The organism is Micromonospora andamanensis (assembly GCF_016863495.1).
Lineage (GTDB): Bacteria > Actinomycetota > Actinomycetes > Mycobacteriales > Micromonosporaceae > Micromonospora > Micromonospora andamanensis.
The window spans coordinates 270,137-285,112 of sequence record NZ_BOOZ01000002.1 but is presented as its reverse complement, the minus strand read 5'-3'; the positions used below and the strand labels follow the sequence as shown (position 1 = coordinate 285,112).

Annotated in this window: 16 protein-coding genes and 3 pseudogenes; 6 read left to right on the top strand and 13 right to left on the bottom strand. The window is 72.3% G+C overall.

Translation table 11 applies throughout. The features are described 5' to 3' along the window. Positions 1-7 precede the first annotated feature (7 nt). A complete protein-coding gene (rpsB, locus tag Van01_RS01945) occupies positions 8-892 on the bottom strand; it encodes a 30S ribosomal protein S2 (protein ID WP_203998488.1) in 885 nt (294 codons plus the stop codon). Between the two features lie 295 nt (positions 893-1,187). Further along, entirely contained in the window at positions 1,188-2,132 is a 945-nt protein-coding gene (locus tag Van01_RS01940; protein ID WP_239098810.1) for a hypothetical protein, read from the bottom strand. Between the two features lie 182 nt (positions 2,133-2,314). Here Van01_RS01940 and Van01_RS01935 point away from each other — a divergent pair, with 182 nt between their 5' ends. The 6 genes and pseudogenes from Van01_RS01935 (at position 2,315) to Van01_RS01915 (ending at position 7,950) form a co-directional block, all read left to right on the top strand. Next, a complete protein-coding gene (locus Van01_RS01935) occupies positions 2,315-2,677 on the top strand; it encodes a YraN family protein (RefSeq protein ID WP_203998472.1) in 363 nt (120 codons plus the stop codon). Between the two features lie 67 nt (positions 2,678-2,744). Beyond that, positions 2,745-4,262: a YifB family Mg chelatase-like AAA ATPase gene (locus Van01_RS01930; protein WP_203998469.1), complete on the top strand. Its 1,518-nt coding sequence runs from the start codon at positions 2,745-2,747 to the stop codon at positions 4,260-4,262. Further along, entirely contained in the window at positions 4,259-5,479 is a 1,221-nt protein-coding gene (locus Van01_RS01925) for a DNA-processing protein DprA (protein ID WP_203998466.1), read from the top strand. Before Van01_RS01930 ends, Van01_RS01925 begins: the two co-directional genes overlap by 4 nt. Before the next feature lie 124 nt (positions 5,480-5,603). After that, positions 5,604-6,029 (top strand): annotated as a pseudogene (locus tag Van01_RS33715) (site-specific integrase); the annotation flags it as partial. A gap of 126 nt (positions 6,030-6,155) precedes the next feature. Next, positions 6,156-6,659: pseudogene (locus tag Van01_RS33710) on the top strand (tyrosine-type recombinase/integrase); the annotation flags it as partial. Between the two features lie 109 nt (positions 6,660-6,768). Then, a complete protein-coding gene (locus Van01_RS01915; protein WP_203998463.1) occupies positions 6,769-7,950 on the top strand; it encodes an aminotransferase class V-fold PLP-dependent enzyme in 1,182 nt (393 codons plus the stop codon). Here Van01_RS01915 and Van01_RS01910 read toward each other — a convergent pair. From Van01_RS01910 to rpsP, 11 genes and pseudogenes are all read right to left on the bottom strand, one after another. Continuing rightward, positions 7,838-8,602 carry a peptidoglycan DD-metalloendopeptidase family protein gene (locus Van01_RS01910; protein WP_373306189.1) on the bottom strand — a complete coding sequence of 255 codons (765 nt, stop codon included), beginning with the start codon at positions 8,600-8,602 and terminating at the stop codon, positions 7,838-7,840. The two genes, Van01_RS01915 and Van01_RS01910, sit on opposite strands and share 113 nt — an antisense overlap. 232 nt (positions 8,603-8,834) lie before the next feature. Further along, positions 8,835-9,158 carry a DUF2469 domain-containing protein gene (locus Van01_RS01905; RefSeq protein ID WP_007075222.1) on the bottom strand — a complete coding sequence of 108 codons (324 nt, stop codon included), beginning with the start codon at positions 9,156-9,158 and terminating at the stop codon, positions 8,835-8,837. Next, positions 9,155-9,967 carry a ribonuclease HII gene (locus Van01_RS01900; RefSeq protein ID WP_203998460.1) on the bottom strand — a complete coding sequence of 271 codons (813 nt, stop codon included), beginning with the start codon at positions 9,965-9,967 and terminating at the stop codon, positions 9,155-9,157. The genes Van01_RS01905 and Van01_RS01900 overlap by 4 nt, the downstream gene beginning before the upstream one ends. After that, positions 9,961-10,449 (bottom strand): NUDIX hydrolase, encoded by a 489-nt coding sequence (locus Van01_RS01895; RefSeq protein WP_203998928.1) that lies wholly within the window; start codon positions 10,447-10,449, stop codon positions 9,961-9,963. Before Van01_RS01895 ends, Van01_RS01900 begins: the two co-directional genes overlap by 7 nt. A 90-nt stretch (positions 10,450-10,539) precedes the next feature. Next, the gene (lepB, locus tag Van01_RS01890) at positions 10,540-11,175 is read right to left on the bottom strand and encodes a signal peptidase I (protein WP_203998457.1); all 636 of its coding nucleotides are present in this window, start codon (positions 11,173-11,175) and stop codon (positions 10,540-10,542) included. Positions 11,176-11,184: 9 nt separating this feature from the next. Then, positions 11,185-12,056: pseudogene (gene lepB / locus Van01_RS01885) on the bottom strand (signal peptidase I). A gap of 182 nt (positions 12,057-12,238) precedes the next feature. Further along, a complete protein-coding gene (gene rplS, locus Van01_RS01880) occupies positions 12,239-12,595 on the bottom strand; it encodes a 50S ribosomal protein L19 (RefSeq protein ID WP_093401691.1) in 357 nt (118 codons plus the stop codon). Between the two features lie 145 nt (positions 12,596-12,740). Next, positions 12,741-13,514 (bottom strand): tRNA (guanosine(37)-N1)-methyltransferase TrmD, encoded by a 774-nt coding sequence (trmD, locus tag Van01_RS01875; protein WP_203998451.1) that lies wholly within the window; start codon positions 13,512-13,514, stop codon positions 12,741-12,743. Positions 13,515-13,532: 18 nt separating this feature from the next. After that, on the bottom strand, positions 13,533-14,105 hold the full coding sequence (gene rimM, locus Van01_RS01870) for a ribosome maturation factor RimM (RefSeq protein WP_203998449.1): 573 nt from the start codon (positions 14,103-14,105) through the stop codon (positions 13,533-13,535). Next, entirely contained in the window at positions 14,105-14,338 is a 234-nt protein-coding gene (locus Van01_RS01865; RefSeq protein ID WP_013732101.1) for an RNA-binding protein, read from the bottom strand. The genes rimM and Van01_RS01865 overlap by 1 nt, the downstream gene beginning before the upstream one ends. 1 nt (position 14,339) lies before the next feature. Beyond that, positions 14,340-14,819, bottom strand: a complete 480-nt coding sequence (gene rpsP / locus Van01_RS01860; RefSeq protein WP_203998446.1) for a 30S ribosomal protein S16 — start codon at positions 14,817-14,819, stop codon at positions 14,340-14,342. Positions 14,820-14,976 lie beyond the last annotated feature (157 nt).

Here is a 14,976-nt window from a genome sequence, read left to right as displayed (position 1 = left end):
GGCACGATCACTGACCGGAGACGGCGGCCGGCTGCTCGGCGGCCGGCTGCTCGGCGGCGGGCTGCTCGGTCGCCGGCTGCTCGGCCGCGGGCTGCTCGTCGGCCTTCTTCGGCTCCTCGAGCAGCTCGCGCTCCCACTCGGCCAGCGGCTCGTCGGTGGCGACACCCGCCTCGGGCTTCTCGTCGCCACCCCGACGACGACCGGAGCGGGCGATCAGACCGTCGGCCACGGCGGCGGCGACGACCCTGGTCAGCAGCTCGGCCGAGCGGATCGCGTCGTCGTTGCCCGGGATCGGGAAGTCGACCTCGTCCGGATCGCAGTTGGTGTCGAGCACGGCGATCACCGGGATGCCCAGCTTGCGGGCCTCGTCGACGGCGATGTGCTCCTTCTTGGTGTCGACCACCCAGACCGCGGCCGGAAGCTTCTGCATGTCCCGCAGGCCGCCCAGGGTACGGGTCAGCTTGATCTTCTCGCGGGAGAGCTGCAGGGTCTCCTTCTTGGTGTAACCGGCGGCGGTGCCGCTGAGGTCACCGAGGGCCTCCAGCTCCTTCATCCGCTGCAGCCGCTTGTACACCGTCTGGAAGTTGGTCAGCATGCCACCGAGCCAGCGGTGGTTGACGTACGGCTGACCGACCCGCGTCGCCTGCTCGGCGATCGCCTCCTGGGCCTGCTTCTTGGTGCCGACGAAGAGGATGCTGCCACCCTCGGCCACCGTGTTGCGCACAAACTCGTACGCCTTCTCGATGTAGTCGAGAGTCTGGCGGAGGTCGATGATGTAGATGCCGTTACGCTCGGTGAAGATGAAGCGCTTCATCTTCGGGTTCCAGCGCCGGGTCTGGTGCCCGAAGTGAACACCGCTCTCCAGCAGCTGACGCATGGTCACGACGGCCATGATTCGTACTCCTTGCGGTCCCTGGTTGTCCCGCCCGGCCGGCGGCCGGGCGTCCTGGTGCCCGGTCGTCGACCATGATGGGCCCGACCGGGTCGGGACCAGGGAGGCCGCCGCCACACGACGACTCGTGAGGAGGGCACGCGAGGTCGACCGCACGAGGCGGTCGCCGGTTGACCAGTGTACGCGCCCGCCCGGCCGATCCACGCCCGGGTGCGGCGAGACCCCCGCAGCCGACGGCCACGTCCCGCTCAGCGCGGTGGCGCGAACCAGCTCAGCGCGGTGGTGCCAACCCCGCTCAGCCGGCGGCGAGCGCGGCCACCAGGAAGAGCGCCAAACCGACCGTCAGGTACGCGGTCGGCGGTCGCAGCCACCCCCGCGCGCCGTCGGTGAGCGAGAACCCGGTCGTCCGCAGCCCGTAGAGGCCGGCCGCGAAGATCGGCAAACCACAGACCAGGAACGTTCCGGCAAGCACGTCCCCGGCGTCGACCGGGTCGGCGGTCGCGCCGTGCAGCAGCACCCGCACCGCGGGCAACTCGAAGATCACGACCAGCACGGCGAAGATCACCGCGAGCACTGGTCGTCGCGTCCGGTAGACGCCGTCCCCGGCCGGCACGCCCGGCTGGACGCCACCCGCCGGGATGCCACCGGGCTGGATGCCAGCCGCCGGAACACCGCTCGTCTGGTAGCCGGGTGCCAGATGGCCGGCCGTCGGATGACCGGGCCCGGCGGCGGGCCCGGGCGGCACCTCGCCCACCGGAGGTTCCCCCCGGGGTGCCACCGAGGGCACCGGGCCGGTCGGCTGCTCCAGCGGATTGGTCACCTCGGGCCCCCGCTTGGCCTCGACGATCGGGTACCCGGCCAGCGCGACGCGGGTCGGATCCGCCGACAACGGCGTACCGCCGCTGGTCGGCCCCACCTCGCGCGCGGCACGCCGGCCCGGGCGATCGGCAGGCAACTCACCGGAGATCTCCGGGTCCGCCGGTTCCGCCCGGCGGGACCGCGACGCCCGGTAGCGCTCGGTCTCCGTCGCGACGTCCCCGAGCGGGTCGGCCAGCGCGGGGCGTCGGGGCGAGCCGTACCTGTCGTCGTCACCACGTTGCTCGGGTACGGCGCGCAGCTCGTCACCGGGGTACTGCCCGTCTCCGGCCGGGCGCCACTGCGGGTCGGCGTAGCCGCGGTCATGATCACCCGGGTACCACCGCGACTCCTGGTCGTCGGGGAAGCTGCGTCGTCCGTCCACGCCGGCACCGTATGCGACCGACGGCTCGTGCGCCATCTGGCCGGGCCCCCTGACCAGCCCAGGAACGCCACCAATAGCACATCCAGGGCTTGATCGTCCGCTCGTCCACAACAGCCTCGGTTGTCCACAGGCGCTCGTGACGGGGTCGCCGCGCGTCCTCGTCAGCGAGCAGGGTGCCGGTCATGACCAAGCGGAACCAGGCGGTCGGCGGGTACGGGGAACGCTGCGCCGTACGACACCTGATCGAGGCGGGGTTGCGTCCGGTGGCCCGCAACTGGCGCTGCCCCACCGGAGAGATCGACATCATCGCCTGGGACGGGGCGGTGCTCGCCTTCTGCGAGGTGAAGACGCGACGCACCACGGCCTTCGGCAGCCCGGCCGAGGCGGTGGTGCCCCGCAAGGCGCGTCGGCTTCGCAGGCTCGCCGCCGCCTGGCTGGCCACCACAGGTACCACCGCCGAGGAGGTCCGCTTCGACGTCATCTCGGTGCTGGTGCCCCGCAGCGGCCGGGCACGCGTCGAGCACGTCAAGGACGCGTTCCGGTGAGCGGGCGCGACCTCCGGCTCCCGGCCAGGGCGCCCGGCAGCGGCACCGTGCCCGGCGAGGTGGCGCGATGAGCTACGCCCGGGTGCTCTGCGTCGGACTGGTCGGGGTGACCGGGCATCTGGTCGAGGTGGAGGTGGACCTGGCGGCCGGCCTGCCCGGCGTGGTGATCTCCGGGTTGCCCGACACCGCCCTGCACGAAGCGCGCGACCGGGTCCGGGCAGCAGTGGTCAACTCCGGTCAACGGTGGCCGAACCGCCGGATCACCCTCAACCTGCTGCCGGCCACCCTGCCCAAGTTCGGTTCGGCGTTCGACCTGGCGATCGCGGTGGCCCTGCTCGGCGGCTCCGGCGAGCTTCCGCTGCTGCCGCTGGACGGCGTGGCGGTCCTCGGGGAGTTGGGCCTGGACGGGACCGTGCGACCGGTCCGGGGCGTACTGCCGATGGTCGCCGCGGCGGCGCAGGCCGGCGTCCAACGGGTGATCGTCCCGGCCGGCAACACCGCCGAGGCGGCGGTCGTCCCCGGTTTGCTGGTACGCGGCGTGGACACCCTGCACCGGCTGGTCGCCTTCGTCCGCGACGGCACCCCGCTGATCGAACCGCCGCTCGACGCTCCGCCGCCGGCCGCACCCGGTCCCGACCTGGCCGAGGTCGCCGGGCAGAGCCTGGGCCGGCGGGCCGTGGAGGTCGCCGCCGCCGGTGGGCACCACCTGGCACTCATCGGCCCACCGGGAGCCGGCAAGACGATGCTCGCCGAGCGTCTGCCGTCGATCCTGCCGGAGCTGGACGACGAGGCCGCCCTGGAGGTCACCGCGCTGCACTCGATCGCCGGGCTGTTGCCGCCGGGCGGTCGGTTGATCCGACGTCCACCGTTCCAGGCACCGCACCACACCGCGACGGTTCCCTCGATCGTCGGCGGCGGCTCGGGGCTCGCCCGCCCCGGTGCGATCTCACTTGCCCACCGTGGGGTGCTGCTGATGGACGAGGCACCCGAGTTCAGCAAGGCGGCGCTTGAGGCGTTGCGTCAGCCGCTGGAGCATGGCCGGGTACTGCTCACCCGTAGCCGGGGCAGTGCCGAGTACCCCGCCCGCGCCCAACTGGTCCTCGCCGCCAATCCGTGCCCGTGTGCGAATCCGGCCGGCGACGACCGCTGCGAGTGTCCCCCGCTTGCCCGTCGTCGTTACCTCAGCCGACTCTCCGGTCCGCTGCTCGACCGGATCGACCTCCAGGTACGGCTGTCGCCGATGCGCGCGGCCGAGCTGATGGAGACAGGCAGCCACGAGTCCTCCGCCGTGGTAGCCCGTCGGGTGGCGGCGGCACGGGCCGCGGCGGCCGAGCGCTGGGCACCGCTGGGCCGGCGGCTCAACGCCGAGATACCCGGGCCGGACCTACGTCGGACGCCGTGGCGGCTACCCGGCCGGGTCACCGTCGAGCTGCGGTCCCGGCTCGACTCCGGGTCGCTCTCCGCCCGCGGCTTCGACCGCGTCGTCCGACTCGCCTGGACGATCGCCGACCTCGACGGGCGGGCCCGGCCGGACACGGGCGACGTCGCCGAGGCCATCACGCTCAGGACGGGAGAGGGCACGTGAGCACGCACGACGAGTTGATTCTGGCGCGGGTGGCGTTGACCTGGCTGGCCGAACCGGGCACGCGGTCGGTGTACGGCCTTGTCGACGAGTTCGGCCCGGTGGCCACGCTGGACCTGCTGCTCGACGGCGGGGCACCCCAGCAGGCGCTGCGCGAGTCGGTGGCGGCCCGCAGCCGGGCCGGCGACGCCAGGGTGGTCGCCGCCGAGGCGCTGCACCGTGCCGACCGGCTCGGTGTCCGGGTCGTCATCCCCGGCGACGACGAGTGGCCCGGGACAGTGGAGCAACTGCGCACGCTCCGCCTGTCCGACGCCCGCCGCCGGGTGGACACCGAGACCGCGCCGCCGCTCTGTTTCTGGGTACGCGGGTCGTGGCCGCTGGCCGAGGCGCTGGACCGGTCCGTGGCGGTGGTGGGGGCACGCGCCGCCACCGCGTACGGCACCCACATCGCCACGGATCTGGGCTACGGACTGGCGGACCGGGACTGGACTGTCGTCTCCGGCGGCGCGTTCGGCATCGATGCCGCCGCGCACCGCGGGGCGCTGACCGCCGGCGGGCTCACCGTCGCGGTGCTCGCCTGCGGTGTGGACCGTGCCTACCCGATGGGAAACGCCGCCCTGTTCGACCGGATCGCCGACACCGGTCTGCTGGTCAGCGAATGGCCGCCGGGTGCGGAGCCGCTGCGTCCCCGCTTTCTCATCCGCAACCGGGTGATCGCGGCGGGCACCCGGGGCACCGTGCTCGTCGAGGCGGCGGCCCGAAGCGGCGCGACGCAGACCACCCGACGCGCCCTCGCCCTGGGCCGACCGGCGATGGTGGTACCGGGCCCGGTCACCTCGGCGATGTCGGTGGGTGCCCACGAGGTGCTTCGGGTAGATCCGAATGCGCGGCTGGTGACCGGCCTCGCCCAGGTGCTGGAGGAAGTGGGCCGGATCGGCGAGCTCGCCCCGGTGCCGCGTGGGCCCGAACGACCCACCGATCTGCTCGACGACGACGCCCGGTCGATCGTGGAGGCGATGCCGCGACGCGGTCGGGTGGGTGTGGACGCCCTCGCCGCGCGGGCCGGCCTCGCCGTCCGCACGGTGCTGCGCAAGCTGCCGCTGCTGGAGGAGTTGACGCTCGTGGTGCGCCGCGACGACGGCTACGCCCTGGTCACGCCGAGCCGGCGGAGGGCACCGGTCCGCCCCGGTCATGCCGGCGAGCAGTCGGATCGGCGCTGACCTGACGCCACCAGGGCCTGCTCGGCGCGCATCCGCATCACCCGCCTGATCGGCGGTCGGCGTAGGACATGCCGCCTGTTCGCCGTCCGGGCGTCGCGATCGTAGGGTGGTTCCCGTGGGCAGCATCGGCGGGCAGGGGCGGGCCGCCAGCAGCACCCGGGCGACGCACGACGCGCTGCCGGCGCCGCTGCGGGACGCGGTGGACGAGTTCGCGGAGTACCTCGCCTCGGTCCGTAACCGCTCGGCGCACACGGTGCGGGCGTACGTCGCCGATGCGGTGTCGCTGTTGGATCATGCTCGACGGATGGGCTGCACCGAGGTGGCCGAGCTGAGCCTCGACACGGTACGCAGCTGGTTGGCCCGGCAACGCACGACAGGTGCCGCCCGCACCTCGCTGGCCCGCCGGGCGGCCACGGCCCGGACCTTCAGCACCTGGGCCCACCGGACGGGGTTGCTGCCCACCGACGTCGCCGCCACGCTGGCCAGCCCTCGGCCGCGCCGGACGCTGCCCACGGTGCTCCGTCCCGAGCAGGCGGCACTGCTCGTCGAGAAGCCCGCACGCCGTCCGGCCACGCCCTCACCGATCGGGCCGACACCTGCCGGGTCCGCAGCGGGCACCGATTCGGCGACCGCCGAAGGCTCACCGGTGACCGGTGCGTCCGACCGCACCGGGGAGGCGGTACGACTGCGCGACCGGATGCTGCTCGAACTGCTCTACGGCACCGGGGTACGGGTCAGCGAGGCGTGCGGAATCGACACTGCCGACGTCGACCAGAATCGGCGGGTGGTCCGGGTACACGGTAAGGGTGGGCGGGAGCGGACGGTGCCGTACGGGCTGCCCGCGCAACGGGCCCTCGATGACTGGCTGCGGCACGGGCGGCCGGTGCTGGCGGTCCCCGATTCCCCTGATGCGCTGTTGCTCGGTGCCCGCGGCGGCCGGCTGCATCCGACCACGGCCCGCCGGATCGTCGGCGACTGGGCCGAGGCGGCCGGGTTGTCCCGGACCAGTCCGCACGCGCTGCGCCACTCTGCCGCCACCCACCTGCTCGAAGGCGGGGCGGACCTCCGGGCGGTGCAGGAGCTGCTGGGGCACTCCTCGCTCGCCAGCACCCAGATCTACACCCATGTCTCGGTGGAACGACTCCGGGCCGCCTACCGTCAGGCCCACCCCCGCGCCTGACCTGCCCCGGAGAGGTGCCTGAGGAACCGGCACGGGGCCTGACCGGTGACGGGGGGCAAGCTCCGCCGGCCACGCCGGCCACGCCGGGCACGGCGGTTACGATCATCAGGTGAGCGTCCCGCCGCCGCCCGAACCGATCACGGGCGCCCGCCTGCTCTTCTCCCTCGACCCGGCGGTCAGTCACCTCAACCACGGTGCCTTCGGGGCGGTGCCGATCGTGGCGCAGCGGGCCCAGCAGCGGCTGCGCGACGAGATGGAGGCCGACCCGCTCCGGTTTTTCACGCAGGGCCTGGCCGACCGGGTCGCGCACACCCGCCGGCATCTGGCCAACTTCCTCGGCGCCGATCCCGACGGCACCACCCTGACCACGAACACCACCACCGGCGTCGCGGTGGTGCTCCAGTCGCTGGGGCTGCGTGCCGGTGACGAGGTGCTCACCACCGACCACGGCTACGGTGCGGTCGACCTCTCGATCCGCCGGGAGTGCCGTCGCACCGGGGCGACGCACCGGGCCCTGCGGGTGCCGTTGACCGCCACCGACGAGCAGGTGGTGCAGATCGTGCGGGACGGGCTGCGTCCGGGCCGTACCCGCCTGCTGGTGGTGGACCAGATCACCTCGGCAACGGCCCGACTGTTCCCGGTCGCTGCGATCGTCGGCGTGGCCGGGGAGCACGGCGTGCCGGTGCTTGTCGACGCCGCACACGCGCCGGGGATGCTGCCGGCGTCGGTAAGCAGCATCGGAGCCGACTTCTGGGTCGGCAACCTGCACAAGTGGGGGTACGCCCCGCGTGGCACGGCGGTGCTCGTGGTGACACCGCGATGGCGGGACCGGATCGAGCCGCTCGTGGTCTCCTGGGAGCAGGAGTCGGGGTTCCCGGCTCGCCTGGAGTGGCAGGGCACGTCGGACTACACGGCCTGGTTGAGTGCCCCGGCGGGTCTCTACACGTTGCGCAGTCTCGGCGTCGACCGGGTACGCGCGCACAACGCCGGACTGGCCGCGTACGGGCAACGGGTGGTGGGGGACGCGCTCGGCGTGCCACCGACCGACCTGCCCGACCCCGGCGGACCGGCGGTCGCCATGCGACTCGTCCCGTTGCCGGCGGGGCTCGCCACGACCCTCGACGGTGCCCGCGCGTTGCAGACCCGCATCGCCGAGCGGCTCGCCACCCAGGTCGCGATCATGGCGTGGGACGGCCGAGGGTGGTTGCGGCTGTGCGGTCAGGTCTACAACGCGCCCGAGGAGTACCAGCGCCTCGCCGTGCGGCTGCCCGGCCTGCTCGCCCAGCGTTGAGCGGACGCACCCGACCGGCGGCGTGCTCGTCGAGCGGCAGGAGCCGGACCCGGCCGAGGCCGAGCAGGGCCAGCGGGTCGAGATAGTCGTCTCCTCGGCGCAGACCCCAGTGCAGGCACGCGGTGCCGGGACAGCCGGGGTGCCCGGGCAGCAGGGTGCCCAGGGGCGCTCCGGTCGGCACCGTCGTGCCTGCCGTGACGGCCGGTTGGACCGGTTCGTAGGTGGTCCGTAGGCCGTCGGCGTGCCCGACGGTGACCACCGGCCGGTCGGCCACCATGCCGGCGAAGAGGATGGTGCCGGCGCCGGCCGCCCGGATCGTGGCGGCCGCGGGGGCGAGCAGGTCGACCCCCCGGTGGCCGGGTAGCCACGGCCGGGGCGGCGGGTCGAATCTGCGTACCGGCTGCGGCTTTCCGTCGACCGGCCAGCGGAACAAGCCGGCGTCGGCGGTCTGCTTCGCGCTGTCGACAGGCCCCCACGACGGCGCGACGCCGCCGATGTCGGTCGTACCACCCGCCTGCGGCGCGGCGGGCGGGAACGACAGCCCGCTCGGCATGGCCGGAGACGGCGACCATCCGCTCGCCCCACCCTCCGGTGCGGGTGGTGCCAGCAGCAGGAGCGTGGTGAGCCCGGCGAGTATCGACATTTGTCGCATGCGGTCGAGCCTGGACGGTTCCGCCGGCTGCCACCGCCCCGGACGCCACACCTGTGGACGACGGGACGTCCTGTGGACAGTCCACATCGAGCGGGACGATCTGCTATGAGCGGTGGCCGGGTACCTCAGCGCGTGGCTGGCGACGGTTACGGCCGGTGCACTGTGGACGAAGCGGTACGGACGATCGCAGCGGGTGGGGGGCCCGCCGTCGCCGCCCTCAGGGGTACGCGGTTCAGCCGCCGAAACCGGAGTCGGCCGGCAGGGAGATGTCCGGCTTCTCCAACTCCTCGACGTTCACATCCTTGAAAGTCATTACCCGGACATTCTTCACGAACCGGGCGGGACGGTACATGTCCCAGACCCAGGCGTCGTGCATCTCGACCTCGAAGTAGACCTCGCCGTCGGAGTTGCGCACGTGCAGGTCGACCTGGTTGGCCAGGTAGAACCGGCGCTCGGTCTCCACCACGTAGGAGAACTGGCGGACGATGTCGCGGTACTCCCGGTAGAGCTGGAGCTCCATCTCGGTCTCGTACTTCTCGAGATCTTCCGCGCTCATCGCACTCCGCCTTCCATGACCACATCTTCCCCCACCGGCGCCGAAGGCCGAGGCTGCTCGCCCAACGCCACGCCGACGGTACCCCCTGCGGCGCCCGAGCGCTCCATCGGCTCTTCCCGACTTGCGCCGAGCGGTCGCCGGGAGCGGGGTGGCCGGCCTTCGAGCCCGGAGACAGCTGCCACGTTCACGTACGAGAAACGGTGCTCCCGGCACGGCCCATGCTCGCGCAGGGCGGCGGTGTGCTCGGCGGTGATGTACCCCTTGTGCTCGGCGAACCCGTAGCCGGGATGCTCGGCGTCCAGATCCACCATGATCCGGTCCCGGGTGACCTTCGCCAGCACGCTCGCCGCCGCCACGCAGGCGGCCACCCGGTCACCCTTCCACACCGCGAGCCCGGGAACGCCCAGGCCGTCGACACCGAACCCGTCGGTCAACACGTACTCCGGCCGAACCGTCAGCAGGGCCAGCGCCCGCCGCATCGCGGCCAGATTGCACACGTGCAACCCCCGGGCGTCGACCTCGTCGGCCGGGATGACCACCACGGCGTACGCCAGCGCCCGCTCCACCACCTCGTCGTGGATCCGTTCCCGGCTGGCCGGGGTCAGCAACTTGGAGTCGGCCAGCCCGTCGATCTCACCACGCCGGCCCTCCGGCAGCACCACGGCGGCGGCGACCAACGGGCCCGCGCAGGCACCGCGACCAGCCTCGTCAGCACCGGCGACGTACCGGAAACCGCGCCGTTGCAGGGCCCGCTCCAGGGCGTAGAGGCCGGCCTCCCGGCGTATCACGGTGCGTGGTGGAGTCAGCATGCCCGTCCCTCGATGACTGCCGTCGTACCTGTCAACGCGCGGGCCAGCACCGCTGCGAGGTCAACCGGGAAGCAACGCTCCCCGGTGTCGCGCAACTCGTCCGCCGACCACCACCGGTGAGCGTCGACGCTGCCCCGCTCCACCTCGCTGAAACCCGCCGTGTCGACCTCGTGTGCCGCCACCCGCACCAGAAAGAACTGCTGCTCCTGCCGGTACCACACGCCGTCGAAGGAGAACTCGATGACGTCGGCGTGCACCGGCTGGCCGACCTCGGCCACGGTCAGCCGCAGCCCGGTCTCCTCGGCCAGCTCGCGGACGGCACCCTCGGCGTACGTCTCCCCCGGGTCCAGGCCCCCGCCGGGGGTGAACCACCACCGTCCGCGTTCCGGGCGGGCGGGGTCGAAGCCGCGGAACAGCAGCAACCGGCCGGTCGCGTCGACAAGCAGGACGCGAGCGGCACACCTCGGGGTGTAGACGGTCACCGCACCAGACTGCCAGACGCCTGCGACGTCGCCCACGCCCCGGCGCTACCGGCGCTGCCCGTCGTCGGCGGAGCAGCGGGCCGGCCCTGGTCAGGACTTCGGAATCGCGTCGAACTCGTCCGGCACGGTCAGAATGGTGGCCCGGTCGAACGGCCAGAAAATCGTGAAGGCCCGCCCCACCACGTCGTCCTCGGGGATGGTGGCCGACTGGATGTTCTGCCCGGACTGCTGGTAGTGCTCCAGCGAGTCCCCGGAGGCGGACCGGTGGTCACCCATCACCCACAGCCGCCCCTCGGGCACCTGCACGTCGAACTCCTGGTCCGCCGGCTTGTCCCGCTGGCCGTCCACCGAGAAGATGTACGGCTCGTCCAACGGCGTGCCGTTGATCACCAGGCGGTCCTGGTCGTCGCAGCAGACCACCCGGTCGCCGCCGACGCCGATGACCCGCTTGATGAAGTCCTCCCCCGCCGGGTTGCCACTCCACTCCAGCGGCGCCTTGAAGACGATCACCTCGCCGCGATGCGGCGAGCGGGTGTGGTAGACGAGCTTGTTGACAAGCACCCGATCGTCGATCTTGAGAGTGTTCTCCATGGACGGCGACGGGATGAAGAAGGTCTGCAGTACGAAGGCACGTACCAGGACCGCCACCAGGATCGCCACCCCGAGGAGGATGGGCAGTTCCTTCCAGAAGGAGTGGCGCGGCTTGTCGGTCTGCTCGTCAATCACGGGAGGAGCCTACGTTGCCCGACCGAGCGCCACCGTCCGGAACGCGCGAGAACGGATAGTGTGGCCGCAATCGGGAGGAGTAGCACCACACCCCCGTCGGAGGTGGGGCGCACCGGGGCCGCACCGTCGGTCGCGGTGGGCGGCGGGGCGACGGTGCCGAACGTCTCCGGGATCGGCAGCGAGTGCCACCTGTCGGACGGCCAGACCACCGCGAACGCCCGGCCCACCACGTTGTCGATCGGCACCGTGCCCTGGCAGCGTGCGTCCTGCGAGACCTGCCGATGGTCGCCGAGGACGAACATCTGGCCGGGCGGCACGACGATTTCCTCGAACCGCCGGGAACGGCACTCCTGCGGGTTCGGCGGCAACTCCAGCGGCGAGTCCCGCAGCACGTACGCCGACTCGTCCAACGGGGTGCCGTTGACAAGCACCCGCCCCTGGTCGTCACAGCAGCTCACCCGGTCCCCGGGGAGCGCGATGACGCGTTTGATGAAGTCCTTCTCGCCCGGACGACCGACGCCGATCAGGTCACCGACGGTGCGGCCCAGCTTGTCGGCGAAGCCGGTGGGCGGTTGGGCATCCACCTGCGGCACCCACTGGTCGGTGCCCCGGAAGACCACCACCTCGCCGCGCTGCGGGTTCCGGACGTTGTAGACGACCTTGTTGACCACCACCCGGTCACCGACGAGCAGGGTGTCCTCCATCGACCCGGAGGGGATGAAGAACGCCTGGAGGAGAAACGTACGGATCAGCACAGCCAGGCAGAAGGCGACGATCAGCAGCAGCGGCAGCTCCTGCCAGAGCGGCATCTGCCGTTTACCGCGCCGGGTGCGTCGGCGCCAGGGATCGGCCGCACCGCTGTCGTCAAGCGCCTGTACCACGCCCACTCCCCGGTCCGCAGAAACGACTACCGCCCGGGAACCTCGTCGAGGCTCCCCGGGCGGTAGTGGAGGTCACCCGCCACACGAGGCGGGTACCGCCGCGCTGCGCCCGTACGACCAGGGTAGTGCGGACTGGCCAGTACGGCATACGCGCAGCTCGGGCGGCGTGGCGCAGCGCGACGTCAGCTCGGCTGCTTCTCGCGCAGCTCCTTGATCTTGGCCTTCTTGCCGCGCAGCTCACGCAGGTAGTAGAGCTTGGCGCGACGGACGTCACCCCGGACCACGACCTCGATCCGGTCGATCGCCGGGCTGTTGATCGGGTAGGTCCGCTCGACGCCGACGCCGAAGCTGAGCTTGCGGACGGTGAAGGTCTCGCGCAGCCCAGCACCCTGGCGGCGGATGACGACGCCCTGGAAGATCTGGACCCGGGACCGGGCTCCCTCGACCACCCGGGCGTGCACCTTCACGGTGTCACCGGCACGGAAGTCGGGCAGGTCGGTGCGCTTCGACTGGGCGTCAAGGGCGTCCAGGATGTTCATCGCTGCGTCCTCGTGAGGCTCACGGCGCACCGTCAATCGGCGCGCGGATGGGTGATACTGATCCCCGGGTGGTGGCCGGCGCTAACCGACCCCGGTCGGAGATCCTCGCAGCCGCCCACGGGCGCAGACGACTGCGGCAACCCCTCTACTTTGCCACATCCGGTCCGGGCACCTGAAATCCGGCCCGGTCCAACGCCGCCACGTCCCGTTTGTCCAGGCTCTGCGGGTCCAGCCCGGTGAGCATGTCCGGCCGGCGACGACCGGTCCGGACGAGCGCCTCGTCGCGTCGCCAGCGGGCGATCCGGCCGTGGTCGCCGGAGCGGAGCACCTCCGGCACCGGCAGCCCGCGCCAGGTCGCCGGCTTGGTGTACATCGGCGCTTCCAGCAACCCGTGCGCGTGGGACTCCTCGGCCAGCGAACCGGCGTTGCCGAGGACTCCCGGCAGCAGCCGGGTCACCGCCTCCAGGATCACCAGCACCGCCACCTCACCACCGAAGAGCACGTAGTCACCGAGACTGACCTCGGTGACCGGCATCCGCGTCGCGGCGTGGTCGAGGACCCGCTGGTCGATGCCCTCGTACCGGCCGCAGGCGAACAGCAGGTGCGGCTCGGCCGCCAGCTCGTGGGCCATCGCCTGGGTGAAGGGCACGCCGGCCGGCGACGGCACCAGCAGCCGTGGCGGGGTCAGCTCCGCCGGTGCCAGGGCGTCCAACGCCTCGCCCCACGGCTCGGGCCGCATCACCATGCCCGGTCCGCCGCCGTACGGGGTGTCGTCGACGGTCCGGTGCACGTCGTGGGTCCAGCCACGCAGATCGTGTACGGCCAACCGCAGCGTCCCGTTGGCGCGGGCCCTGCCGATCAGTGACAGGTCGAGCGGGGCGAAGTACTCCGGGAAGATCGACACGATGTCGACGCGCATCAGGGGGTGCTCCGCCGGTCAGAGATCGAGCAGGCCGCTGGGCGGGTCCACCACGACGCGACCACCGGCGAGATCGACCTCGGGGACGATCTCCTTGACAAACGGGATCAACGCCGTGCGCCCCTCGGGACGCCGCAGCACCAGCAGATCGGATGCGGGAGCGTGATCGATCCGGGCCACCTCACCCAACCGTTCGCCGGTCGGGGTGACCACTGCCAACCCGACCAACTGGTGGTCGTTGAACTCCTCCGGATCCTCCGGCGGGTCCACGTCGGCGCTGTCCACGGCGAGCAGGGTGCCCCGCAGCGCCTCGGCGACGTCGCGGTCCAGCACCCCGCCGAAGGCGACGAGCAACCGGCCCTGGTGCCAGCGCGCGGACTCGACGGTCAACTCGTCGGGCACCCGGAACGGCACACCCGGGCCGTCCGGCGCGGGCTGGGCGGCGGCTGCATTCGCGGCGTTCGCCCCCGGCACGGTGACCAACACCATGCCGGGGGCGAACCGCGTCTCGGGCTCGTCGGTCCGCACCTCCACGGTGACCTCACCGCGGATGCCGTGCGGCTTCCCGATCCTGCCGACGATGAGCTGCATCAGTACGAGTCGACGATGTCGACGCGTACGCCGCGCCCACCGATGGAGCCGATCACCTGGCGCAGCGCCTTGGCGGTCCGGCCGGACCGCCCGATCACGGTGCCCAGGTCCTCGGGATGCACCCGGACCTCCAGCCGCTTGCCCCGACGGGAGTCGACCATCCGGACACGCACGTCGTCAGGGTGGTCGACGATGCCCTTGACCAGGTGCTCCAACGCCGGCCGCAACGCCATGTCAGGCCTGCTCGCCGGAGTCCGCGGCGGGCTTCTCCTCGGCCTTCGGAGTCTCCTCGGCCTTCGGTGCCTCAGCGGCCTTCGGTGCCTCAGCGGCCTTGGTGGCCTTCTTCGCCGGCTTGGCCGGCGTGTCGGCCACGCCTGCGGCGGCCTTCGCCTCGGCCTCGTAGGCCGCCTTGCGGTCGGCCCGCTCGGGAGCGACCTTCAGCGGCGGCGGGGCCGGCAGGCCCTTGAACTTCTGCCAGTCACCGGTCAGCTCCAGCAGCCGCTGCACCGCCTCGCTGGGCTGAGCGCCGACGGACAGCCAGTACTGGACCCGCTCCGACTTGACCTCGATGACCGAAGGGTCTTCCTTCGGCTGGTAGATGCCGACGAACTCGATCGCCCGGCCGTCGCGCTTGGTGCGCGAGTCGGCGATGACGATGCGGTACTGCGGGTTGCGGATCTTGCCCATCCGCAGGAGCCGGATCTTTACGGCCACGGTTGTTTCGCTCCTGTTGCGATCTCACCGACCCGTACGGGCGGTGTGCATGGGTGAGCGCCAACCGGCACAGTGGGGTTGGGCCGGAGACCGCTCGGGTGGACTGGCGACGCGCCCGGGTTAGAGGGCGCCGGACACGCGCCGGATACCAGCAACC

Coding starts and splice junctions, on each gene's coding strand:
- rpsB (WP_203998488.1), bottom strand. CDS start 892: ATGGCCGTCGTGACCATGCGTCAGCTGCTGGAGAGCGGTGTTCACTTC.
- Van01_RS01935 (WP_203998472.1), top strand. CDS start 2,315: ATGACCAAGCGGAACCAGGCGGTCGGCGGGTACGGGGAACGCTGCGCC.
- Van01_RS01930 (WP_203998469.1), top strand. CDS start 2,745: ATGAGCTACGCCCGGGTGCTCTGCGTCGGACTGGTCGGGGTGACCGGG.
- Van01_RS01910 (WP_373306189.1), bottom strand. CDS start 8,602: ATGCGACAAATGTCGATACTCGCCGGGCTCACCACGCTCCTGCTGCTG.
- Van01_RS01905 (WP_007075222.1), bottom strand. CDS start 9,158: ATGAGCGCGGAAGATCTCGAGAAGTACGAGACCGAGATGGAGCTCCAG.
- Van01_RS01900 (WP_203998460.1), bottom strand. CDS start 9,967: ATGCTGACTCCACCACGCACCGTGATACGCCGGGAGGCCGGCCTCTAC.
- rplS (WP_093401691.1), bottom strand. CDS start 12,595: ATGAACATCCTGGACGCCCTTGACGCCCAGTCGAAGCGCACCGACCTG.
- trmD (WP_203998451.1), bottom strand. CDS start 13,514: ATGCGCGTCGACATCGTGTCGATCTTCCCGGAGTACTTCGCCCCGCTC.
- rimM (WP_203998449.1), bottom strand. CDS start 14,105: ATGCAGCTCATCGTCGGCAGGATCGGGAAGCCGCACGGCATCCGCGGT.
- Van01_RS01865 (WP_013732101.1), bottom strand. CDS start 14,338: ATGGCGTTGCGGCCGGCGTTGGAGCACCTGGTCAAGGGCATCGTCGAC.